A 22,186-nucleotide genomic window follows, 5' to 3' on the forward strand; every position below is an offset into this window, starting at 1 on the left:
TCCCCTAGTCGCTTTCGGAGATCCCGGCCATGCGCTCGAACTCCCAGACCCGATCGTTCACCACAAGGTCGGTGGGCTTAATTGGCCGGGCCAGGGCGAGCCCGTCCAGGGACCGGCACCGGGAGAGCGCCACATAGACCTGCCCGTGGGCAAAGGCGGGGCGGTCGAGATCGACGACCACCCGATCAAAGGTGAGGCCCTGAGCCTTGTGGATAGTGACGGCCCAAGCCAGTCGAAGCGGGAATTGTACATATTCGCCCACGATTTCTTTACCAATTCGGCTAGAAGCGCCGTCCCAGGCATAGCGGACTTTTTCCCACTTCTCGCGAGTCACCGTTAATCGTTCGTTACCGTTGACGGTCACTTCGATCTCGTCGTCGCCGAGAGCGGTGACTTGGCCGATCGTGCCGTTCACCCATTGCCTCCCATTTTTTACGAACATGACCTGGGCGCCAAGGCGCAACCCGAGGCGAGGATCGGCGGGGAACTCTCGCACGAAGTCGCCCTCCGTCGAACCCGCATAGAACCGGGTCGGCCCCGCAAGCTGGCTGAGCCGGCGCTGGTTGATGGAATCGGCCCGTCCGTTCGTGGCCGTGAGGGTGACGGTGTCGCGGTCTTCTAATGTGACGCCAACCCGCTGGTTGAAGAGGTTGAGCTCGGAGCAGTCGCCGCGGCGAAGCCGGTTAAGGGCGAAGATGAAGTCGGGATCGGCCTGGCGATGGACCTCCGTGAGATGGACCACGTCCAGGCCTGCTTCCACGACGACCCGGGCGTCGAAGAAGAAGGCGGAGGCGTACCGGTCCCCGATCATCTCGGCATCGGCACCGCCCGTGACCACAGGCTCCAACTGCCAGAGGTCGCCAAAGCCCACGACGCGGACGCCACCGAAGGGCAAGTCGCTGTCGCGGTTCTGGCGCAGCGAGAAGTCGATAGCGTCAAAGACGTCCGCCCGCACCATCGACGTCTCGTCGATCACCACCACCTCGAGCCGCTCGATCAGCCGCCGCTTCGCGCCGCCCTTTCGAAAGGTCGGGACGAGATCGGGGCTGTTGGTGAGGGGGCCTAGGGGAAAGTTGAAGAAGCTGTGGATCGTCTGGCCGCCGACTTGGATCGCGGCGAGGCCGGTCGGGGCCAAGACCACGCATTTCTGCTCCGTCGCTTCGATGAACCGCCGCAGCACGGTGGATTTTCCGGTGCCCGCCTTGCCCGTGACCAACGTCAGGCAGCCCAGGGCCGCGCCGAACTCCACCACCTTGAGGGCTTCGTTCTGTTCCGCGGTGAGTTCGACCCGGCTGGCTAAAGGAGCGGCAGTGGGAACGGTGGGTTGCATCTGCCAAGGGTTGGGCTGGGGCATCTCCGCCTAGGTTACACCCTGGTCCATCTACCAATGAACCACCGGCAGAGATGCGGAAGAAAGATTCTCGGGTGGCACGATGCGGGCACTTCTTTTAGCTTCACTCCTTGGCTTTTCGGCCGCGGTCGCTACGGCACAGGCTCCTCCGAACCATGGCCGGCGCGAGACGAGGGTGCCGATGCGGATCCTCGCGGTGGGAGATTCGATCACGGCGGGCGCGGGTTCTCCGGGCGGTTATCGAACGATCCTGCAGCAGCGGCTGGGCCGGGCCGACCGTCCCTTCGATTTTCTTGGCGACGTGAACGAAAATTCGGCCGGGATGGCGTACCCCCAGCATGAGGGACATGGCGGCTGGACGATTTCCGACCTGGCCGATGGCAACCCGTCGGACCTCGGTGCGGGCAACGTCGTGACATGGATGCGCAGATACCAGCCGACCCACGTGCTGGTGATGGCGGGCACCAACGACAATCCTTTCATGGACCGCCAGACCTTGACCGGCCTTTACGAGAGACTGCTTGACCGGATCTTTTCCGTGAACCGGAACGTGAAAGTGGCCCTGGCCTGCATCCCGAAGTCCCGCCAATCGGTCACGAAACGGCAAGCCTATGAGCGCATGGCTTGGGAAGTCGTGCGGACCGTCGTCGTGCGACGCCGGGTGCAGGGCTATCAGATCAGTTTCGCAAACTGCTATTCGCCGATCGACCCGAACCGCCACTTGGCGGACAATTACCACCCGAACCGGGACGGTTACGTGCGCATCGCGCTGGCGTTCGAAGCGGCATTGAGGGCGCTGGACCGCTAGAAGGTTTGGCCCGGACGAAGGGACTCGAACCCCCGACTTCCTCCTCCGGAGGGAGGCGCTCTATCCACTGAGCTACGTCCGGGCTTAGAAGGGCATAGTACCCCGCCATTGGGCGGGGCTCCTTGTCCCGAGGGTCAGACACTGACGGGGCGGGCCCATCGGGGCGAAAGAGCCCGCGCGGGGGCCGTGTCGACCATCGAGCGGCCGTTCTTGATGTAGTACTCGAACTCCTCGGGGAAGACCTTCAGCGCGGCCGCAACGGGCCAGGCGGCGGCATCGCCAAGGCCACAGAACGACCTCCCGTCGATCTGCTTCGTGATGTCCATCAACAGGTCCATATCGCCCGGTTGGCCATGGCCGCGGACGATCCGCTCAAGGATCTGCAGCATCCACTTCGTCCCCTCCCGGCAGGGCGTGCACTTGCCGCAGGACTCCTCCGCATAGAAGCGGGCGGTGCGCCAAGTGAACTCGACGATGTCGGTGTGCTCGTTGAGGAACATGCACCCGCCGGAACCGACCATCGAGCCGACCTCCCACATCTCCTCGTAGGCGATCGGCGCGGTCAGGGTCTTCTCAGCGTTCAGGATCGGGACGCTGCTGCCGCCCGGGACGCATGCCTTGAGGGCCCCGCCCTTCATGCCGCCCGCCAGTTCGAGCAGTTCACCGAGGGTCGTGCCGAATTCAACCTCGTAGTTTCCGGGCCTGTTCACGTGGCCGCTCACCGAGAAGATCTTTGTTCCGCGCGAGTTCTTCGTGCCGGCTCCCAGCGTGGCGTACCATTCGCCGCCCCGATCGATGATGAACGGCGCACAGGCGTAGGTCTCGACGTTGTTAATGATCGTCGGTCGGTCCCAAAGGCCGGCGACAGTGGGCAGGGGAGCGTGGGGGAACTTGAGCCGGGGCATGCCGCGCTCACCCATCAGGCTGCTCATAAGGGCGCTCTCCTCGCCGCATTCATAGCTCCCGGCGCCCAGGTGGATGTCCAGCTCGAAGTCCCAGCCGCTGCCGAGAATGTTCTTCCCCAGCAGCCCGGCGGCATAGGCTTCGTCCAGCGCCTTGCGAAGGGCCTTGGCCGCGTCGACGAACTCGGCGCGGATGTAGATGTAGCCGTGGTCGCCCTGGGTGGCCCAGCCCGCGATCGTCATCCCTTCGATCACGAGGAAGGGGGTCTGCTCCATGAGCTGTTTGTCCTTAAAGGTGCCGGGCTCGCCCTCGTCCGCGTTGCAGACGATGTAGTGGGGCGCGGTCTTTACCTTTTCGATGCCGTTCCACTTGATCCAGGTGGGGAAGCCGGCGCCGCCCCTCCCGCGCAGGCCGCTGGCCTTCATCTCATCGATGACGGCCTGCCGTTCCATGCCGACCGCCTTTTCGAGGGCCTTGTAGCCGCCCTTTGCCCGGTAGCCGTCGAGGGTCCGGTAGGCGGGGTCGTGAGCGTGTTCCAGCAGCAGCTTCTTTTCAGCCATGGACTTTGTCCATTCTACATCGTGGAGGCTGGAATGGTCGGCGCGGTAAAGAGAAGACCGGCCCGAGAACTAGGTTCCGGGCCGGTCTGCATTTCCGATTATCGGTCGATGTTAGTCGATGGTGGCTTTCGGCATGTTTGCCGCGCCGGCCGCCTTGCCTTCGCCCGCGCCTTCCGTCGCGGTCTTAACATCCCCACCAACCGGCGCGGGCTCTTCCGAGGCGCAGCCGACGACGAAGAATGCGGCAAGGGCTAAGCCCAGGATGACGAGCACGTGATGCTTCTTGAGCATAGTCGCTTTTTACCTCGTGTTCCCCGGTATGGACTAGCCACCACCGAAGTCGCACTGCTGGGCAGAGTAGTTGAACTCACTGTCCGGGCGGTAGAAGCCAGGATAGTAGACGTTGGTACCCGGAGCCTTGGTACCACCAGGCTCGACGCAGTCGGTCATCCAGTACGGGCTGCCAGCGGGGCCGGCTGGGTCGAAGGAGCTCCAGGCGCTGGTGTTGACGTTCTCAGCGTACTGGGGCCACTTCGGCGCGTTCATCTGGATGAAGCGCGCGCTGGTGTCCGAGCTGATGAAGGCCATGCCGCGGCCATAGACCCAGACCGTGAAGTTTGCGGCGTCGGTCTGGAGGAACCAGACGTAGCCGTAACCCGCGCCGTATTGGCAGTTAGCCGAACCCGGGTTCGCGCCAGAACGGAACTGGCAGGCCGTACCCGTCGTTCCACAGCAGAGCTGCGGCATCGAGATCATGAAGCCCTTCTCGTTCTCCTTATAAGCCTCGGTGAAGAGGGGGAGCTTGGAAGGCTGGTTGACGGCGGTGGCGGACCAGGCATGCAGCATGCCGTTGAAGGCCGCGTTCATGAAGGCCGGGCCGGGGCCGCCCGCTTTCTGAACACCACCGAGGTCGCGGTTCGGAAGGCCCGCGCCCTGCCAGATGCCGTAGTTCTTCATATACGGCTGCATCGAGTTGTAGACCGTGGCCATTTCCTCGGACTTGCGCGGCTCGACGTCGCGAAGGCCAGTGGTGGTCCAACCGCTCGGGACGCTGGTGAAGGCATTGGCGCGCCAGCCGTTCAGGTTGGTCGCATAGCCCATGGCCAGCGGGAACGTGTCATCCGAGTCGGTGATGTAGATGTTGGCGGCCGTGCCCAGCTGCTTGAACTGGGACAGGGTCTGCGTCTTCTTCGCGGCTTCCTTCGCCTGGGCGAAGACCGGGAAGAGGATGGCCGCCAGGATCGCGATGATTGCGATTACGACGAGCAGTTCAATGAGAGTGAACGCATTACGTTTCACGATGAGTGACCTCCGGCAGGTGGGTCTTCGGCTGTGCGCTCTGGACCTAATTGCCTAATCCGTTATGATGGCTGGATCGGTTAGAGATGTTCGCGCAAAAGTGCCCGAATATCGAAAATCCCAGTAATTACACCTGCATGCGCCCCTCCGCCCTTGATGGGACTAGCGCAAAGTGCCTAGTAAGGTTGCTGGGCGGAAATCCGCCCAGCAACTGGTCAGAGGGACGGACTAGCCGCCGCCGAAGTCGCACTCGCGAGACGTGTAGTTGAACTCGCTGTCCGGGCGGTAGAAGCCCGCATAGTACATGTTGGTCGGCGGGTTCTTGGCGACGCCGGGAGCGCCGCAGTCGGTCATCCAGTACGGGCTGCCAGCGGGGCCGGCTGGGTCGAAGGAGCTCCAGGCGCTGTTGTTGACGTTCTCAGCGTACTGGGGCCACTTCGGCGCGTTCATCTGGATGAAGCGCGCGCTGGTGTCCGAGCTGATGAAGGCCATGCCGCGGCCATAGACCCAGACCGTGAAGTTTGCGGCCTCGGTCTGGAGGAACCAGACGTAGCCGTAACCCGCGCCGTAGTACTGGCAGTTCGCGGGGCCGGGGTTCCCGCCCGCGTTGAACTGGCAGGCCGTGCCCGTGCCCGAGCAGCAGAGCTGCGGCAAGGAGATCATGAAGCCCTTCTCGTTCTCCTTGTAAGCCTCGGTGAAGAGGGGGAGCTTGGAAGGCTGGGCGACGGCGGTGGCGGACCAGGCGTGAAGAAGGCCGTTGAAGGCCGCGTTCATGAAGGCCGGCTGGGGGCCGCCCGCGACGGGGACGCCCTGGAGGTCGCGGTTCGGGAGGCCCGCGCCCTGCCAGATGCCGTAGTTCTTCATATACGGCTGCATCGAGTTGTAGACGGTGGCCCGCTCTTCTGAAAGGCGGGGCTCGACGTTGCGGAGCCCGCTGGACGTCCAGCCGGCCGGGACGCTGGTGAAGGTGCCCAGGCGCCAGCCGCCGGTGGCCTGGTTAAAGCCGATGCCGAGCGGGAAGACGTCGTCCGAGTCGGTGATGTAGATGTTGGCGGCGGTGCCCAGCTGCTTGAACTGGGACAGGGTCTGCGTCTTCTTCGCGGCTTCCTTCGCCTGGGCGAAGACCGGGAAGAGGATGGCCGCCAGGATCGCGATGATTGCGATTACGACGAGCAGTTCAATGAGAGTGAACGCGTTACGTTTCACGATATTTAACCTCCAGATCGAAAGCCTAACGAGATAAGGACTTCCGACCTGTTTGGCCATGATAATCCAGGTTCAACCGAAAGTTCGCAATTAGTGCCGCTATTGTCCAACATCAAGTATATTTACGAGAGCGAATCCACTAAAATGAGAACCCCGCGCCGAGATGACGGCGCGGGGTTCCCGTGCGACGGTTTCAGGAAGGACTAGCCTCCGCCGAAGTCGCACTGCTGGGCAGTGTAGTTGAACTCACTGTCCGGGCGGTAGAACCCGGGGTACCAAGTGGCGGAACCCTTGGTGCCGCCCGGCGCGACGCAGTCGCTCATCCAGTACGGGCTGCCAGGAGGGCCTGCCGGGTCGAAGGAGCTCCAGGCGCTGGTGTTGACGTTCTCAGCGTACTGGGGCCACTTGGGCGCGTTCATCTGGATGAAGCGCGCGCTGGTGTCCGAGCTGATGAAGGCCATGCCGCGGCCGTAGACCCAAACGGTCTGGGCCTCGGCGCTCGTCTGGAGGAACCAGACGTAGCCGATGTTCACGCCGGGATAGTAGGAGCAGGAGCCGCTCCCCTGGGGCGGGCCGCTCGCGTTGAACTGGCAGGCGACGCCCTGGTTGGTGCAGCAAAGCTGCGGCAGGGAGATCATGAAGCCCTTCTGGTTCTCCTTATAAGCCTCGGTGAAGAGGGGGAGCTTCGAAGGCTGGGCGACGGCGGTGGCGGACCAACCGTGGAGGATCCCGTTAAAGGCCGCGTTCATGAACGCCGCCTGAGGGCCGCCCGCGACCTGGACGCCCTGGAGGTCGCGGTTCGGAAGGCCCGCGCCCTGCCAGATGCCGTAGTTCTTCATGTACGGCTGCATCGAGTTGTAGACCGTGGCCATTTCCTCGGACTTGCGCGGCTCCACGTTGCGGAGGCCGCTCGAAGTCCAGCCGCTCGGGACGCTGGTGAAAGCGTTCGACCGCCAAGTGTTCAGGTTGGTGGCGAAGCCCATGGCCAGCGGGAAGACGTCGTCCGAGTCGGTGATGTAGATGTTGGCGGCCGTGCCCAGCTGTTTGAACTGGGACAGGGTCTGCGTCTTCTTCGCTGCTTCCTTCGCCTGGGCGAAGACCGGGAAGAGGATGGCCGCCAGGATCGCGATGATTGCGATTACAACGAGTAGTTCAATGAGGGTGAAAGCATTTCGTTTCAAGGGGAATAACCTCCAGATCAGAATACTCGAGAGAGCTCCGACCTTGGCTCTATCATAGTCCACCGGAGACACGAGCGTTTCAAAGAAAGCAGGCTTTTCTCGAGGTGTCCAGTATTTGTTCCTGTAAATAAACGCATTGCCCCGCGCCAAGATGGCGCGGGGCAAATTGAGGGCCTGTAAAAGGGCTGGTCTAGCCGCCGCCGAAGTCGCACTCCTGAGACGAGTAACTGAACTCGCTGTCAGGTCGGAAGAAGCCGGGGTACCAGGTGCCGTTGCCCTTTGTGCCGCCTGGTGCGACACAGTCGCTCACCCAATAGGGGGCGCCGTCAGGACCATCCGGATCAAAGCTGCTCCACGGGCTGTTGTTGACGTTCTCGGCGTATTGGGGCCACTTCGGCGCGTTCAACTGGAGGAAGCGCGCGCTGGTGTCCGAACTGATGAAGGCCATACCGCGGCCGTAGACCCACACGGTTTGGTTGGCCGGGTCGGTCTGCTGGAACCAGACATAGCCGATGTCCACGCCAGGATAGTAGGCGCAACTTCCGCCAGCCTGCGGGGGACCGCTCGGACTGAACTGGCACGACGTCCCGGGGTTGCTGCAGCAGAGCTGCGGCAGGGAGATCATGAAACCCTTCTGGTTCTCCTTATACGCTTGCACGAAGAGCGGCAGCTTCGATGGCTGCGCGACCGAAGTCGCCGACCACCCGTGCAAGATCCCGTTGTAGGCGGCGTTCATGATCGCGGGCTGGGGGCCACCGGCCACCTGCACGCCCTGAAGGTCGCGGACCGGGAGGCCAGAGCCTTGCCAGATGCCGTAGTTCCTCATATAGGGCTGCAGAGAGTTGTAGACCACCGCGGCCTCTTCGCTGCGGCGAGGCTCTTGGTGCCGCAACCCGGAGCTCGTCCAACCCACCGGAACCCCGGTGAAGGCGTCCACCCGCCAGGCGTTTGTGAGCTGGTTGTAGCCCATGGCCAGCGGGAAGACGTCGTCCGAGTCGGTGATGTAGATGTTGGCGGCGGTGCCCAGCTGTTTGAACTGGGACAGGGTCTGCGTCTTCTTCGCGGCCTCCTTCGCCTGTGCGAAGACCGGGAAGAGGATGGCCGCCAGGATCGCGATGATTGCGATTACGACTAGAAGTTCAATGAGGGTAAATGCACTGCGTCTCATAGCGAAACTCCTTTAAGAGCTACGTGCAAATGCGCCGCGGCCCGGAAAGGATGCAGGGAGTAGACGCAATAAAAGAACTATTTCGTTGAAAGACCCAGTGTTTTTATGAGGAGCTCTTAGGTCAAATGTCGGATGCGCGGAGCTGTGCTTGCACAATCGAGTCAGCGAGTTGCACGACCGTGGAATCCGGGTTTGCCCTCAGGCTCTCGACCAACTGCTCGGCCCAAGCGCGCATCTTCGCCTCGCCGTCCGCGTCTTGCATGGTCGCCCCGGGATCCAAGTACGCGTCGCCGACTTGGACGACCGGCGCGCGATCGCAGGCGTCCAGGCATTCGACCTCATGGAGGGTGATCGCGCCGTCCGGCGTCGTGCCGCCCATCGGGACGCCTAGGATCTCTTCGAGCATGTCCGCCAAGCGGTAGGCGCCGCACATGTGGCAGCTCAGGCACGTGCAGACCTCGATCATGTGCAGGCCCGGTCTGTGGGCCGTGTTGTACATGGAATAGAAGGTCGCGACCCCTTCGATCTCGGCATAGCTGCGCTCGAGCCGCACCGCGACTTCGGCGATGGCTTCCGGCGGCAAGTGGCCGCCGTATTCCCGCTGGCTGATCCAGAGCGCGGGCAGGATGCAGCTCTTGAGGTCCGGATAGTGCCCCTTCAAACCTTCCAACTCCCGAACGGCCTTCTCGCTCCATTTCAGGGTCAGGTCTTCTGGTCGGGGCGCCTTGGGGCGGGTAGCGCCGATCTGGATGAGCTCGCTCACTGAGAGGAATTGTGGCACGGGCGGTTTGGGGTCGTTCGGGTTTGACGGCAAGCCCCTTGAAAACGGCTCCCGACTCAAGCTAATCCGAACAACCCCAAACCAACCCGACCACCCCCAAACGACCCTGACAACAGCCGTCCCCATGCCACAATAGCGGATCATGCCCAGGAAGTCCGGCCCGAAGCTTATCCGCCGCAAGAAGCTCATCTTCAGTGCGAAGCGGGTCAAACGCAAATATCGCGCCCTGAAGCGCGGCCAGACGCCAGATCTGCGCAAGCACTGACGATCCACGGTCTACGGTCCACCGTCTCCGATTGAACCGTAACCGAGTGTCTTAGCTCAAGCTATCCGCCCCCGAAATCGCACTCCAGCGAAGAGAACGCGAACTCGTTGTCGGGCCGAAAATAGCCGGCGTAGAACGGGGCGTTGTTGGACTTGGGCTGTCCCGGCGCTTTGCAGTCCGTCATCCAGTAAGGCGTCCCTGCGGGGAGAGTAGGGTATGGATCGTCCGAGCTCCAAGGAGACGTGTTCGCATTTTCCGCGTACTTGGGCCACAACGGGGCTCGGTGGCGAATGGCGTGGACCGACGTGTCCACGGCCACAGTCAGCATCGCCTTCCGTTGGACGTACACCGTGAAGTTCTCTTCGCTCGTCTGCATGAACCAGACATAGCCATAACCGGTCGTGTAGCTACAAAGACGAGCTTCTCCAGGCATTCCTTGTGGGTTGAATTGGCATGTATTGCCGATGCCTGAACAACAGAGTTGCGGGTAGGAGAGCATGAATCCTAGCTGGTTTTCCCGGTATGCCTGGGTGAAGAGGGGGAGGCGCGACGGTTGTGCGACGCCGCCCTCGGGGAATGCGTGCAACTGGCCGTTCATACTGACGTTCACGGGGACCGGATCCAGGTCGGCCCGTTTCGACTTAGCGACCTTCAAGTCTCGGGTCGGGACGCTCCGGTTGGTATAGAGCGACGTGTCCTTCACGTAGGGGCGCAGGGCGTTCAGCACAAAGGAGGCTTCCTCGGACTTGCGCGGCTCGACATCCCTGTTGCCAACCGAAGTCCAGCCGCTTGGGACCGACGTGTAAGTTCCCAGGCGCCAGCTTCGCGCCGCGCTGTTGAACGTAATCGCGAGCGGCAAAATGCCGTCGTAATCGTCGACGTAAATGCGGCAGGCCGTCCCGACCTGCTTGAGGTTGCTGACCGATTGCGTCTGGTTCGCCGATTCTTTCGCGCTCGCGAAGACCGGCAAGAGGGTCGCACTCAGGATGGCCACGATAGCCACCACGACCAGCAGCTCCACCAAAGTGAAGGCGCCGTTTCAAATATGGAATCTATGCATATGATGTCCTGGAACGTTAAAGCTCCAAGATCAGTATGGTCCGCGAAGTCGGCGCCTTCAAGTCATGCGATTTACTGACAAGCCGCGACCGCCCGCCGCATCACGAGTCACGACCCCTTGAATCCGCTATCGGTCGATCTCGCCGAGTACGATGTCGATCGAACCGATGATCGCGATGACGTCTGCGATCAACCGCCCCTTCGCCAGCACTTCAAGAGACTTGAGGTTCATGAAGGACGAAGGGCGCTCGTGCCACCGATAGGGCCGGTTGGTGCCGTCGCTGACGATGTAGAAGCCAAGCTCGCCCTTAGAGCCTTCGATCCCCGCGTAGGCTTCGCCGACCGGTGGGTAAAAGCCCTCGGTCCACAGCTTGAAGTGGTGGATGACGGCCTCCATGGAACTGTCCAGTTCGGCCCGGGCAGGCGGCACGACCTTCCGGTCGCTGGAGCTCCAGGGCCCTTCCGGAAGCCCGTCGATGGCTTGGCGGATGATCTTGGCCGACTCCTTCATCTCCGCGATGCGGACGAGGAAGCGGTCGTAGACGTCGCCCGTCTCGCCGACGGCGATCGCAAAGTCGAACTCCTGGTAACCGCTGTAGGGGTTGCTCTTGCGCAAGTCCCACTCGACCCCGCTGGCGCGGGCGATCGGCCCGCTGCAGCCAAGCTCCAGCGCCTCTTTGCCGGTCAAGACTCCGACCTGTTGGGTCCGCTCGATCCAGATCGGATTCTCCACGAGCAGGCTTTCGACGACGCCGAGCTCGTTCGGGAACTCGAGGAGGAACTTGCGCAGCTTCACCTCGAAGCCTTCGGGCATGTCGCCGCGCAGGCCACCGGGAACGATCCAAGAAGGCATCATGCGCACGCCGCTGAACATCTCGAACATATCGAGGATGTACTCGCGTTGCTGCATGATGTAGAAGAAGGGAGTCATCGCGCCGAGGTCCAGCGCGTGGGTGCCGAGCCAAACGCAGTGGCTGGCGATGCGGCTCAACTCCGCGAGAATGACGCGCAGGTATTGGCCGCGCCGGGGAACTTCGATTCCCAGCAGTTTCTCGATCGCGAGCGCGTGGGCTAGGTTGTTGCCGTTCGCGTTCAGGTAGTCGATACGGTCGGTCATGACCGTGCACTTGAGGTAGGTCTGGCTCTCCGCCTCCTTCTCCATCCCCGTGTGCAGGTAGCCGATCACGCACTTGGCTTGGACGATCGTCTCCCCTTCGAGCTCGCAGATGACACGCAGGACGCCGTGGGTGCTGGGGTGCTGCGGCCCCATGTTGACGACAGTCGTGTTCTCGCCGATCTTCTCGAAGATCGTCTCAGTCGTCGGCATGAAGGGAGAGGCGCCCATATCGTTACTCTACGAGGGTACCCGCCGTCCCTTCTCAGGAGGGGACGGCGGGCAACCTAGACTATCCTCCGCCGAAGTCGCATTCGAGCGAAGAGTACGTGAACTCGTTGTCGGGTCTGTAGAAGCCAGCGTAGAACGGCATGGTCGCTTTCTGCTTCCCGGGGGCGACGCAGTTGGTCATCCAATACGGAGAGGCCCGCCTTCCAACCAGCTCTATGCTGCTCCACGGATACTCGTTCACGTTTTCACGGTACTGGGGCCAGACTGGGATCTCGCCAACTTTCAGTTCGACGCTTCCGTCTACGGAGACGAACGCCATCTTCCTACCGCGGTAGACCCAAACTGTAAAGTTTTCTCCACCAACCTGGAAGTACCAAACGTCGCCACTACCGGCATTGGTTCCACAGCTTGTCTGTCCCGCCTGAGGATAACCTGTAGGATTAAAGCGGCACGGGCTGCCGCTGTAATCACAACAAAGGACGGGAAGAGCAATCGAGAAGCCCAAAGAATTCTCCCAGTAGTTTTGAGTTGCGAACGTCAGCCGCTCGGGTTTTGCGATGGCGTCTACCGGATAGGCGTGCAACAGACCGTTGTAGTTAACGTTGACAAGGGAAGGCTTTCTATCTTGGAACGGGGCTTGATCCAAATCATGAATTGCCACGTGGTGTTCAGCAAGGATATGGGGATCGTTATGATAGGGAATGAGCGCGTTCCAGGCGAAAGACTTCTCCTCCGAGAGTCTTGGATTTACGTGCCTATTGGCCGAAGTGGTCCATCCCGCTGGAATCGCGGCGAAGGAACCGACGCGCCAACGGTCGGTCAGCGTGTTCTTTACCACCCCAAGTGGAAGCACGCGGTCATTGTCGTTCGCATAGAGCATCGCGGAATTGGCCAATCTTTGAAGACGGGACACTCGCTGGGTCGGTTGCTCCCCTGCTCTTAGTACAGGTACCACGGTGGCCCCAACAACGATCAAGGTTAATGCGCAAACTGCGAAATCTTTGCTTGTGAAGTTTAGCATCGCCACTTTCTTAGCCTCCTCCAAAGTCGCACTCTAGCGAGCTATAGGTTCCCTCATTATCTGGCCGGAAAAATCCGGCGTAGAAGATGGAGATGCCGCGGGCCTTAGGCAAATAGGGCTCCCCACAGTCTGTCATCCAGAAGGGGGTTCCCGGGATCCCTGTGGGATCGAACGAGCTCCAAGGAGAATCCTGGACATTCTCAGCGTATTGGGGCCAGGTGGGCAACTCGATGGTGCGGACTCGCAGGGATCCGTCTGACTGAAGAAAAGCCAAGGAACGGTCGACGACCCAAACTGTGAAGTTCTCGGGTCTTGCGGATGGAACCCAATAGTAACCGAAGTTACCTTGTGCGACAGTCGGTTTTCCGGGAAGGGCTCGAGGGTGGAAGCGGCAAAGCGGAGCGTTGATAGCAGCGCAATAAAGGTTTGGCACCGAGATTCCTAACGCTCTCGTGTTCTGCCGATATGCCTGATGGTAGAGCGGGACGATTTTCTCGTCGTACATCTGCGGCACGGGCCAGGCGTGAAGCAGTCCGTTGTAGTTCAAGTTGATCAACGGGGAAGCCACTGAAGTCAGGTTCTCGACGATTGGCAAGCCTGGTGTTCCAAGAGAACTCCATTCGTTAAGGTAGGGCCGTATCGAGTTGTACACGACGCTCGACTCTTCGACTTTCCTGGGGAATTGGTTCCGCCCGCCAGCGGCCACGGAACCAGACGGCACCGCCGTGAACTGGTTGTAGCGCCAGCGTTTCTGGACGGTGTCATAGCTCATCGCTAAAGGCAACACTTCGTCGTTGTCCGTTGCGTATTGGAGCGTCGCGGCGGCGACCGCGCGGAAGCCGTCGTAGTTCTGCGTAGGACGGAGCCATTTGCCCGCGACAGGGGCGAGAACAGCGACGACGGCAACGGCGAAAGCTGCGCCGAAAAACACTTCGGCGTAGCTCAGACGCGGGCTCATGCGGCCGCACCCGGCTGATATGTTTTATGAGTCATGAGAGAGATCCTCAAGGCGCACTTCTGAATGCGCCCCTCCACGGGACGCGCCAGTAACCGGCAAAAGTTCGCACGTCAGCTTACTGGAAGTCGCTGCCCGTCACCGGCTGGCGGACGGGGCTGTTCCGCGTGAGAAGGAGCTTTAGCGCGGTCGCTTTGCCAGAGACGAAGACGGTCGCCGATTCGCGGTCTGCGAGGCCGAACTCCAGGGTCGAGGAAGGTGCACCGGGAAGCTGGACCTTGTGCTTGCCCGGCTCGGTCTCAAGCGGTTTGCCCAGCCCGACGTCTTTCCCGTCAAGTGTCGCCCGCAAGGCAGTCGAAGGCACGGCGATCACGGTCACCAGGGCCTTGCCGCTCGGCGCGTCCCGCACCTCCGGGATGGCTTCGGCCGTCTCGCCCGTGAAGGCGATCGAAAGGGCGCCCCCCGGGGCGACCTCGACGGTCGTCGGGAAGTCGCCCGACCGGGTACTCACAATGACTTCTTTGGGAGAGCCTGCGAGGACGAAAGGTGTCGCTGTCGCTGGCGCGGCGGTCGTCGGCTGCTTCCGGCCGTCGATCGACCAGACCGCCTCTTCGTTCGAGACGTTCACCAGCCGGAGGGCGGCGGGCTTTGGCCGCGCGGGCATGACCGCATCTTCCGGCGCAGGCTGACAGGCGCCAGCCACCCAAATAAGGGTGGCCAGCGCAACGCCTTGGGAGGCAAGTCGCCTCACTGTGGCGTTTCGGTCGTGGCGGAGGTGCCGCTGCCCTCGCCGGGGGCACCGGGCGGAACCTTCGCCCCGGCTTGGGCCTCCTCACCCGGGGGTTGCGCGGTCCCGTCACCGGAATCGCCGCACCCAGAAAGGAGGCCGAGGCCGACAAGGGATGCCAGTATCGCGAGTTTCTTCATCCCTGCTATTTACTGACCGGAGTCATAGTCCGGGCGGAAGAGCCAGGCGTGGCAACCGTCCCACCAATAGAACCCGGGGTAGCCGCTCTTGTCGTAGCCCGTGTACGGGTCGACTCGCCAGTCCGTGTTGTTGGGGGAGAGCGTCATGCCGAGGTTCGTGAACCTCGCGTGGCCATCCACGAAGGCGAAGTTCGCGCCCTTGCCATACACCCAGACAGGGCCGGAAAGGACGAACATCGCGCTTTGTTCGCCGTTGCGCGCGGAGGAGCAGCCGGTTTGGTACGGGATGTACTGGCAGGCGGTGTTCCGTTGCGGGCAGCGGAGCGCGGGGTTCGTCAGCATTCCGCCATCAATGTTGGCCTTGCCCTGGCCGACCCAAACGAGCGGGAGGCGGCCCGGACTGGCCACGCTCGTCGCAGAGTAGCTGGCGAGGAGGCCGTTATAGGTCATGTTCGTCTTGCCCTTCTTCTTTGGGGCCGGGAAGTGCGTTCGAGACGCCGTACTTGACGGTCGGCAGGCCGGGGCCAGCGAAGATCTCGACGCTCTTCGTGTAAGGCATGATGGCGTTGCCCCAGGCGACGGGCGAAGACTGCGAGCGGTAAATGTAGTGCTCGTCCCCGCCCTCACCGACCGGCCAGTCGTGGGGCAGGTATTGCCAGAAGTTCCATTGCCAGAAGCCGTGCTCCGGCACGCCAAAGCCAAGCGAGAAGCGGGCCAGATGCCCTAGCCCGACACTACTCACCGCCCCGGATAGTCGTGTTTCAAGGTGGATTTTTACGCGGAATTCTTGCGATAACTTTGTAACATTGCCGGTGGGTCACGCAAAATTACGTGCCCTTTCCGGGTTACTGGTCTTCCGTGGCCACAGTCGGCGCTGGGCCGCTGGCGGGTTGGCTCGGGGAGACGGAGGTCTCGGGCTTCTCCCCGCCCACTCCATGGGCCGACTGACCTTCCGGGGCGGGCGTGTTCTGGCTTGAAAGCTCCTCGGCGCCACTATCGCCACAGCCGCAAACCGCGAAAAGGAGCACGAGCGCGAAAAGGGTCGGGCGCACCGTCATTCGCCCCTCTTCCGGAACGGGCTGTGGGCGTAGGAATAGCAGCATCCCTGGTTGCAGTCCTTGGTGTAGACCCAGTAGTAGCGCGGCTGCCCCGTCTTCGGGTCGATCTGCGCGTTTGGGCTCCAAGGGTCGCCGTTGCGCACCCATTTGACGTGCCCGTCGGCGTGGCCGAAGTTCATCCCGTTCGAGAACATACGCTGGTCAGAGATGTCCCAAAGTCCGCCGAAGACTCCGTAAACGTCGACGCAGTCCGCGCCATCGCGCTGGAAGACGTAGGGGAAGGGTTGCACGCCCCGACCGGAGAGCCAACGCCCGCCTTTTAGCCGAATAAGCGGGTAGGCGAACGACCAGCCCGGCACGTGCGCCTTGCCGATACCCGGCCACACGACCATGACGTCCGCAGGGCTGTCCATGTTTGTCGCAGGCCAGGTGCTCAAGTAGCTGTTCATCTGGTACTGCATGCTGAAACCGGTGGGGTTCGGGAAGTCGGGCCCAGGGTTGCCCGGGTTGGGAGTCCACGGGTTGGTCGCCGTGGGCCCGCGATAAATGTTCCAGTTCTTCGCGTATATCTGCACGGAGTTCGCCCACTGCGCCCGCATGAGGTCGTTCGTGGGGGGGCCGTAGTCAATCCGGTCCGCCGGGGTCACGAAGAGGCTCGTTCCCCTATTGCCGGGGTGCGCGTTGGGATAGAAGTCGTCGTTGTCCGGCAGGTACATCTGGAAGGCCAGGGTCATCTGCTTGACGTTGCTGACGTCGGTCGTCTTCTTGGCCGCTTCCTTCGCCGAGGCGAAGACCGGGAAGAGGATGGCGGCGAGGATCGCGATTATCGCGATTACGACGAGCAGTTCAATTAGGGTAAAGGCATGATTTCGCAAGGCTATCCCCGCTGGTGGAAAAAAACCACCTGCTTTTAGCTTACCCGACTTACTTGACCCACCTCGGACATCATTTGGCCGGATTTGCTGGGCAATCCTCGTTGGAGCAACCACAGTTCTCTGAAACGTTGAATGTTTCTCCGAACTCGGGATCGGTATCGTAGCAAAGGACTTGAACCTGCCGGTACCAGCAACAATGCCTGAGTGCGCCGTTACCGATACCCGCACAGTTAGATCCGTAAATTACGTCAGCTGGTTCACAAGCTCCAATCCAAAGATACTCCTTGTTGAGCCAGTCGAGGCACGGTTCGAATGTTTGAGGACATGCGGTTCCGGTCGGAGTGGAACAAACCGGATTGCTTAAGGCCGATCGTGCGGCAGAAACTCGCAGTGCTTCGGCGCGTTCCGCGGAATCTTTGGCAACCATCACAGCAAAAGTTGGTGTGCCAAAAACCAATCCGAGGGCCGAGGTCAGGATTAAATCAAATGCGTTCATTCGCACGGAAATATGTTATAATTACTTGCGAAGTAACACTTGGGCTGAATGAGCCTAAAGGCCCGGCTAGAGGTGCATCAGAATTGAAAGACTAAACATGCCTCCCAACTTGCGTGACACCCCATAGGGGTCGCATGGATCGAACGTGACGAACTCAATGGTGCCGTCGATCCTGAGGACGAACGTATCTTGCCGATGCCCGTCGCCCCCCCAATAGCTGGGTCTAGAACCCTAAAGAAGCTGAGCGGATGAACGGGAGTCTCAGCGGCCGCTGACGCGCTCAGTGCCGGTCGTGCCTTCAAAGCTCTCGCCCGCGTGGGGCATGGCGATGTCTTCGACGGCCGGCCCCCGCGTGCCGTGGGCGAAGACCACGTCCTCACCGCCAAGGGGAACCTCTTTGCGCAATGGGAACCCGACCCAGTCGTCGGGCAAGAGGAACCGCTCGCCCTTGGGCAACTCGTTGCCATCGAAGACGACCCCAAAGAGGTCGGCGACTTCCTTTTCCGGGTACTCCGCGCCGAGGAAAACGTCCTTGAGCGTCGGCACCTTCTCCCCGTCGTCCACGCCGATCTTCACAAAGATCCGGGACATGTGCTTCAGCGACATCAGGTTGTAAACGACCTCGAACCGCTGGGGCAAGTCGCGCGGCTGGCTCCACGCCGAGTAATCCACGCCAAGGCATTCGCTGAAGTAGCTGTAGTCGAGGTCAGGGTCTTCTTTGAGGAAGCGAATCGCCTCCACGACTCTTTCCCGGGCGACGAGCAGGAAGGTCTCGCCCCGGTCTTCCTTGACCCCAAGGAACGCTTCGCCCAGCGCCTCACGAAGCTTCACGGTCTCCAGCCGCTCGTCGCCGAGCATGGGTACGGGCATCTAAGCTTGGCCCCCGGTGATGGCTGGGCGGACGCCGGGCTCCGGCTCGGGGAGCCGGGGCAGGCTGGAAGACTGCAGCTTTTCGGGCGCCAGGCTGTCCGCCTCGTCCCAGTCCAGCGCGCCGATCCGGATGACGTAAGCGTCGCCGATGATCCAGAGCAGCATATAGATGCCCACGATCGCGCCGGTGAAAAGTTTGAACTCAAGCGAGCCGTTCTTGAAGACGGTCAGCCAACTCCAAAGGAAGACGACCTCGATGTCGAACAGCACGAACAGGATCGCGACAAGATAGAACTTGATCGGGATTCGCTCGTTCGCCCGCCCCGCGGGAGTGACGCCGCACTCATAGGGGCTGGACTTATAAGGCGTGTTCTTCTTCGGGCCAAGGAGCCAACTGAGGCTGACCATGGCGGCGCAAATGATGGCTGCGACGGCCATCAGGATCAGCAGAGGCGTGTAATCGCCCATCGTCTAACCTCTACGGTACCCGGTTCGATCCATTCCTCACAGCCGGGGGGCCTGCTAGAATCGTGCGGCATGGCGTTGACCCACGTGCTGCACCGATACCTCTCCCGCGAGAGCCTGGGCCAAGCGGAAGCGGCCGCCCTCATGCGGACGTTGGTCCAGGAGGCCCTGGCCCCGGAGCAAGTCGCCGCGCTCCTGGCCCTGTTGCAGGCGAAGGGGGCCACCGGCGAGGAACTCGCCGGGATGGCCTCGGTCCTGCGCGAGGCCGCGCTCAATCTTTCGGTCGAGGAGCCCGCCTTGGTCGATACGTGCGGCACGGGCGGCGGTCGTCCGAGCTTCAACCTTTCCACGGGATCGGCGATCGTGGCGGCCGCGGCCGGGGCGAAGGTGGCCAAGCATGGGAACCGGAGCGTCACTTCCAAGTGCGGGAGCGCCGACGTCCTGGAGGCCCTCGGTGTTTCGCTCTCCGCCGACTCCGAGCGCCTTCCCCACATCCTGCGCTCCACCGGCATCGTCTTCCTCTTCGCGCCGAACCACCATCCCGCCATGGCGCGGCTCGGGCCCGTGCGCCGTGCTCTCGGCGTCCGGACCGTCTTCAATCAACTCGGCCCGCTCGCCAACCCGGCCGGCGCGCAGCGTCAGCTGATCGGCGTCTGCGACGCCTCGATGCTGCAGCCGATGGCTGAGGCGCTTGCCCTCTTGGGCTCGGAGCACGCTTATGTCGTGCGAGGCCAGGACGACCTTGATGAGGTGTCGCCTTGCGCCCCGACGGACTTTTTCGAGGTCCGGCACGGGGAGATCGCCAGTGGAACGTTCGAACCTTCCGACTTTGGTCTGGAAAACCTAGACGTTTCCGCCCTTGAGCCGGGGGAATCCGCCGCTGAGAACGCCGCCATCATTCGCGATGCGTTGGGAGGAGGCGCTCCGCGGTCAACTGCTCTCGTGCCGAACGCGGCCCTGGCGCTGGTGCTCGCGGGGGCCGCGCCCGACCCCCGGTCTGGTGCGGAACTGGCGTGGGAGACGCTGAGGTCAGGAAAGGCCTTGAAGAAGCTCGAGGATTTGGTGGCGGCTTCGGGATGAACGTGCTCGACCGCATCTGGGAGGCGAAGCGCGAGGCTCTGCCGAAGCGCATGGCCGACGTCCCGCTTCAAGCGCTCAGGGAGCAAGCAGAGGCGGCTGGACCGACCCGAGGGTTTCTGCGAAGTATCCAGGATTCTTTGCACGAAGTTGCCCTTATCGCTGAAGTGAAGAAGGCAAGCCCGGTGAAGGGCCCGACCCGTGCCGGGCTCGACCCCGTGGCGGTGGCGACGCGTTACGAAGAGGTCGGCGTCGACTGCCTCAGCGTCCTCACCGACCAACCGTTCTTCCAGGGGTCGAACCAGGACCTGGCCGATTGCCGCAACGCGACCACCCGGCCCGTCTTGCGAAAGGACTTTACGATTGACGCGTACGATATCTATGAGGCACGGGCGATTGGCGCCGATGCGGTCCTGCTTATCGTTAACGGTTTGGAGAAAGCGCAGCTCATTGACCTAAGGGTCTTAGCCGAATCGCTAGGGATGGATGTTTTGGTAGAGGCACATTCCCTGCAAGAAGCGGAGCTTGCCCTGGAAACCGGCGCGAGACTTATCGGGGTGAACAACCGAGATCTGACCACGTTTGAAACCTCCATTGATGTGGCTTGCCAGGTGGTCCCGCAGATCGCCGCCCACGCGACGGTCGTGAGCGAAAGCGCGCTCCGAAGCCGAGAGGACATCGACAAAGTGAAGGAAGCCGGGGCAAGAGCCGTCCTTATCGGCACGGCCTTCTGCGCCGCGCCTGAGCCCGGGGCCAGGGTGCTCGAGGTCATGGGCTGGTGACCTGGGTCAAGATCTGCGGGCTGACGCGCGAAGAGGACGTCGAGGCGGTCGTCGAGGCGGGAGCCGATGCGGTCGGCTTTATCAGACACAAATCGAGCCCGCGATTTATCGCGTTAGAAGACGCAAAGCGCCTCGCGGTCAGAGCCGGGGAGTTGCAGAAACTGCTGGTCTATCGCGCGATGCGAGAAGACGAAACCCTCGACGAGAAGAGTTGGGGGCAGGCTGAGGAATTCGAGGCCAAAGGTCTTCAACCAGATCGCAAAGTGTTGGTTCTTCGGCCGGAACCAGAAGCTCAAGTCAGCGTCCTTCTAGACAAGATTGACCAGCCGACCGTGCGCGCTGTGCTTTTGGACGCCTATGACCCCTTTGCTGGAGGTGGTACGGGCCGCCGGGTCGACCCTGGGTTCGCGGCCGAGTTCGTCGCCGCCTGCCCCGTTCCAGTGATCCTTGCGGGCGGCCTCAGGCCGGACAACGTCGCCGAAGCCATCCGAGCGGTGCGCCCGTGGGGCATCGACGTCAGCAGCGGGGTCGAGGAGCGTGCCGGGATCAAAGACCGCGCCAAGATCCGCGACTTTATGGCCGCCGCCCGCTCGGTCTAGAGCGTCGAAACGGCTCAGGCTCCGGAATCAAAGTGCTGGAAAGTCGTAGAATAGGCTAATGCCAAAGCGGATCGAGACCCTGGTGATGCACGACAGCGCGACGCCAGTCGTCATGGGGGTCGAGAAGGCGGGTTCCGTCGCCGTGACGAACCTGGACTTCTTAACCAGCACCCTGAACCAGGCGCGTGCCAACGCCCTTTGGCCGTTGACGTTCGGACTGGCTTGCTGCGCCATCGAGATGATGTCGACTGTCGCCAGCCGTTTCGACTTGGCCCGGTTCGGCAGCGAAGCGTTCCGCGCGACCCCTCGGCAGGCCGACGTGATGATCATCGCTGGCCGGTTAAGCAAGAAGATGGCTCCGGTCTTGCGCCAGATTTACGATCAAATGCCCGAGCCGAAGTGGGTCATTAGCATGGGCGCCTGCGCCAGCAGCGGCGGTGTCTATAACAACTATGCGATCGTCCAGGGCGCCGACCAGGTCGTGCCCGTCGATGTCTACGTCCCCGGTTGCCCGCCCTCGCCGGACGCTTTGATGTACGCGATCATCAAGCTGCAGAACAAGATCAAGCGTTCGAGCATAAAGAACAACAAGAGCCTCTCGGTGATCGAGCTGAAGCCGAGGACCCTGGAGGCCACGCGATGAGCTTCGAGGTCTTTCGCGACGTTGCAAGGCCGATCGTCGAAGGCTTCGGCATCACGGGCCGGCGGCTCGCCGAGGACAAGGTCACGATCGAATATCCCGAGAAGCGGCGTGAGCAGTTCCGGCGGACGCGCTGGCGGCACGTCCTCACCCGGTACGAAAACGGCCTTGAAAAGTGCATCGGCTGCTCCCTCTGCGCGGGGGCCTGCCCGGCCCGTTGCATCTATGTCCAGGCGGCGGAGAACACAGACGAGGAACGCTACTCGCCCGGCGAACGGTACGCCGTCCGGTACGAGATCAACATGCTCCGTTGCATCTTCTGCGGCTACTGCCAGGAAGCCTGCCCGACGGGCGCCATCGTGCTTCGGAAGGACTTCGAGCTCGCCAACTATGAACGGGAAGATTTCGTGTACACGAAAGAGATGCTCTTGGAACCGATTCCCCGCGAAGAGATAGGCCGTACGGGCTAAAAGAAGCCTGACCGGGGTCGGGGAA

Annotated in this window: 26 protein-coding genes, 1 tRNA gene and 1 pseudogene; 6 read left to right on the plus strand and 22 right to left on the minus strand. The window is 62.0% G+C overall.

What is annotated here, in order from left to right:
* Positions 1–4: 4 nt before the first annotated feature.
* Positions 5–1,354 (minus strand): AAA family ATPase, encoded by a 1,350-nt coding sequence (locus KF733_06020; GenBank protein ID QYK57037.1) that lies wholly within the window; start codon positions 1,352–1,354, stop codon positions 5–7.
* A gap of 178 nt (positions 1,355–1,532) precedes the next feature.
* On the opposite strand from KF733_06020, the gene KF733_06025 reads away from it, so the two are divergent.
* The gene (locus tag KF733_06025; GenBank protein QYK57038.1) at positions 1,533–2,159 is read left to right on the plus strand and encodes a hypothetical protein; all 627 of its coding nucleotides are present in this window, start codon (positions 1,533–1,535) and stop codon (positions 2,157–2,159) included.
* 6 nt (positions 2,160–2,165) lie between these two features.
* On the opposite strand, the gene KF733_06030 is transcribed toward KF733_06025, so the two are convergent.
* The 21 genes from KF733_06030 to KF733_06130 form a co-directional block, all read right to left on the minus strand.
* Positions 2,166–2,241, minus strand: a tRNA-Arg gene (locus KF733_06030).
* Positions 2,242–2,293: 52 nt separating this feature from the next.
* Entirely contained in the window at positions 2,294–3,622 is a 1,329-nt protein-coding gene (gene nuoF, locus KF733_06035) for an NADH-quinone oxidoreductase subunit NuoF (GenBank protein QYK57039.1), read from the minus strand.
* Between the two features lie 111 nt (positions 3,623–3,733).
* Positions 3,734–3,913, minus strand: coding sequence for a hypothetical protein (locus tag KF733_06040; GenBank protein QYK57040.1), 180 nt, complete (start codon positions 3,911–3,913; stop codon positions 3,734–3,736).
* Positions 3,914–3,946: 33 nt separating this feature from the next.
* A complete protein-coding gene (locus tag KF733_06045; protein ID QYK57041.1) occupies positions 3,947–4,921 on the minus strand; it encodes a prepilin-type N-terminal cleavage/methylation domain-containing protein in 975 nt (324 codons plus the stop codon).
* A 228-nt stretch (positions 4,922–5,149) separates the two neighbouring features.
* Positions 5,150–6,127 (minus strand): prepilin-type N-terminal cleavage/methylation domain-containing protein, encoded by a 978-nt coding sequence (locus KF733_06050; protein QYK57042.1) that lies wholly within the window; start codon positions 6,125–6,127, stop codon positions 5,150–5,152.
* 203 nt (positions 6,128–6,330) lie between these two features.
* Positions 6,331–7,308, minus strand: a complete 978-nt coding sequence (locus KF733_06055) for a prepilin-type N-terminal cleavage/methylation domain-containing protein (GenBank protein QYK57043.1) — start codon at positions 7,306–7,308, stop codon at positions 6,331–6,333.
* Between the two features lie 190 nt (positions 7,309–7,498).
* A complete protein-coding gene (locus KF733_06060; GenBank protein QYK57044.1) occupies positions 7,499–8,476 on the minus strand; it encodes a prepilin-type N-terminal cleavage/methylation domain-containing protein in 978 nt (325 codons plus the stop codon).
* A gap of 121 nt (positions 8,477–8,597) precedes the next feature.
* Entirely contained in the window at positions 8,598–9,239 is a 642-nt protein-coding gene (locus KF733_06065; GenBank protein ID QYK57045.1) for an NAD(P)H-dependent oxidoreductase subunit E, read from the minus strand.
* A 344-nt stretch (positions 9,240–9,583) separates the two neighbouring features.
* Positions 9,584–10,546: a type II secretion system protein gene (locus KF733_06070; GenBank protein QYK57046.1), complete on the minus strand. Its 963-nt coding sequence runs from the start codon at positions 10,544–10,546 to the stop codon at positions 9,584–9,586.
* Positions 10,547–10,708: 162 nt separating this feature from the next.
* A complete protein-coding gene (gene nuoD, locus KF733_06075) occupies positions 10,709–11,926 on the minus strand; it encodes an NADH dehydrogenase (quinone) subunit D (GenBank protein QYK57047.1) in 1,218 nt (405 codons plus the stop codon).
* Between the two features lie 61 nt (positions 11,927–11,987).
* On the minus strand, positions 11,988–12,971 hold the full coding sequence (locus tag KF733_06080; protein QYK57048.1) for a hypothetical protein: 984 nt from the start codon (positions 12,969–12,971) through the stop codon (positions 11,988–11,990).
* Positions 12,958–13,905 (minus strand): hypothetical protein, encoded by a 948-nt coding sequence (locus KF733_06085; GenBank protein ID QYK57049.1) that lies wholly within the window; start codon positions 13,903–13,905, stop codon positions 12,958–12,960. Before KF733_06085 ends, KF733_06080 begins: the two co-directional genes overlap by 14 nt.
* A 115-nt stretch (positions 13,906–14,020) precedes the next feature.
* Positions 14,021–14,566, minus strand: a complete 546-nt coding sequence (locus KF733_06090) for a hypothetical protein (GenBank protein QYK57050.1) — start codon at positions 14,564–14,566, stop codon at positions 14,021–14,023.
* A gap of 83 nt (positions 14,567–14,649) precedes the next feature.
* A complete protein-coding gene (locus tag KF733_06095) occupies positions 14,650–14,829 on the minus strand; it encodes a hypothetical protein (protein QYK57051.1) in 180 nt (59 codons plus the stop codon).
* A 9-nt stretch (positions 14,830–14,838) separates the two neighbouring features.
* Positions 14,839–15,279: a hypothetical protein gene (locus KF733_06100; protein QYK57052.1), complete on the minus strand. Its 441-nt coding sequence runs from the start codon at positions 15,277–15,279 to the stop codon at positions 14,839–14,841.
* Complete coding sequence (locus KF733_06105; protein QYK57053.1) at positions 15,269–15,571, minus strand: hypothetical protein; 303 nt, start codon at positions 15,569–15,571, stop codon at positions 15,269–15,271. The genes KF733_06100 and KF733_06105 overlap by 11 nt, the downstream gene beginning before the upstream one ends.
* 103 nt (positions 15,572–15,674) lie before the next feature.
* Positions 15,675–15,887, minus strand: a complete 213-nt coding sequence (locus KF733_06110) for a hypothetical protein (GenBank protein ID QYK57054.1) — start codon at positions 15,885–15,887, stop codon at positions 15,675–15,677.
* Positions 15,884–16,762, minus strand: coding sequence for a prepilin-type N-terminal cleavage/methylation domain-containing protein (locus KF733_06115; protein ID QYK57055.1), 879 nt, complete (start codon positions 16,760–16,762; stop codon positions 15,884–15,886). Before KF733_06115 ends, KF733_06110 begins: the two co-directional genes overlap by 4 nt.
* A 70-nt stretch (positions 16,763–16,832) precedes the next feature.
* On the minus strand, positions 16,833–17,258 hold the full coding sequence (locus tag KF733_06120; GenBank protein QYK57056.1) for a hypothetical protein: 426 nt from the start codon (positions 17,256–17,258) through the stop codon (positions 16,833–16,835).
* A gap of 261 nt (positions 17,259–17,519) precedes the next feature.
* Entirely contained in the window at positions 17,520–18,128 is a 609-nt protein-coding gene (locus KF733_06125) for an NADH-quinone oxidoreductase subunit C (protein ID QYK57057.1), read from the minus strand.
* The gene (locus KF733_06130) at positions 18,129–18,596 is read right to left on the minus strand and encodes an NADH-quinone oxidoreductase subunit A (GenBank protein QYK57058.1); all 468 of its coding nucleotides are present in this window, start codon (positions 18,594–18,596) and stop codon (positions 18,129–18,131) included. It lies immediately after the preceding gene.
* A gap of 69 nt (positions 18,597–18,665) precedes the next feature.
* Here KF733_06130 and trpD point away from each other — a divergent pair, with 69 nt between their 5' ends.
* The 5 genes and pseudogenes from trpD (at position 18,666) to nuoI (ending at position 22,161) form a co-directional block, all read left to right on the plus strand.
* Complete coding sequence (gene trpD, locus KF733_06135; protein ID QYK57059.1) at positions 18,666–19,673, plus strand: anthranilate phosphoribosyltransferase; 1,008 nt, start codon at positions 18,666–18,668, stop codon at positions 19,671–19,673.
* Entirely contained in the window at positions 19,670–20,452 is a 783-nt protein-coding gene (gene trpC / locus KF733_06140; GenBank protein ID QYK57060.1) for an indole-3-glycerol phosphate synthase TrpC, read from the plus strand. The genes trpD and trpC overlap by 4 nt, the downstream gene beginning before the upstream one ends.
* The gene (locus KF733_06145; GenBank protein QYK57061.1) at positions 20,449–21,051 is read left to right on the plus strand and encodes a phosphoribosylanthranilate isomerase; all 603 of its coding nucleotides are present in this window, start codon (positions 20,449–20,451) and stop codon (positions 21,049–21,051) included. Before trpC ends, KF733_06145 begins: the two co-directional genes overlap by 4 nt.
* Before the next feature lie 112 nt (positions 21,052–21,163).
* Positions 21,164–21,806: pseudogene (locus tag KF733_06150) on the plus strand (NADH-quinone oxidoreductase subunit B).
* Complete coding sequence (nuoI, locus tag KF733_06155) at positions 21,691–22,161, plus strand: NADH-quinone oxidoreductase subunit NuoI (GenBank protein ID QYK57062.1); 471 nt, start codon at positions 21,691–21,693, stop codon at positions 22,159–22,161. Before KF733_06150 ends, nuoI begins: the two are co-directional and overlap by 116 nt.
* The last annotated feature ends 25 nt before the right edge of the window (positions 22,162–22,186 follow it).

The sequence above is a fragment of the Fimbriimonadaceae bacterium genome (assembly GCA_019454125.1).
Lineage (GTDB): Bacteria > Armatimonadota > Fimbriimonadia > Fimbriimonadales > Fimbriimonadaceae > JALHNM01.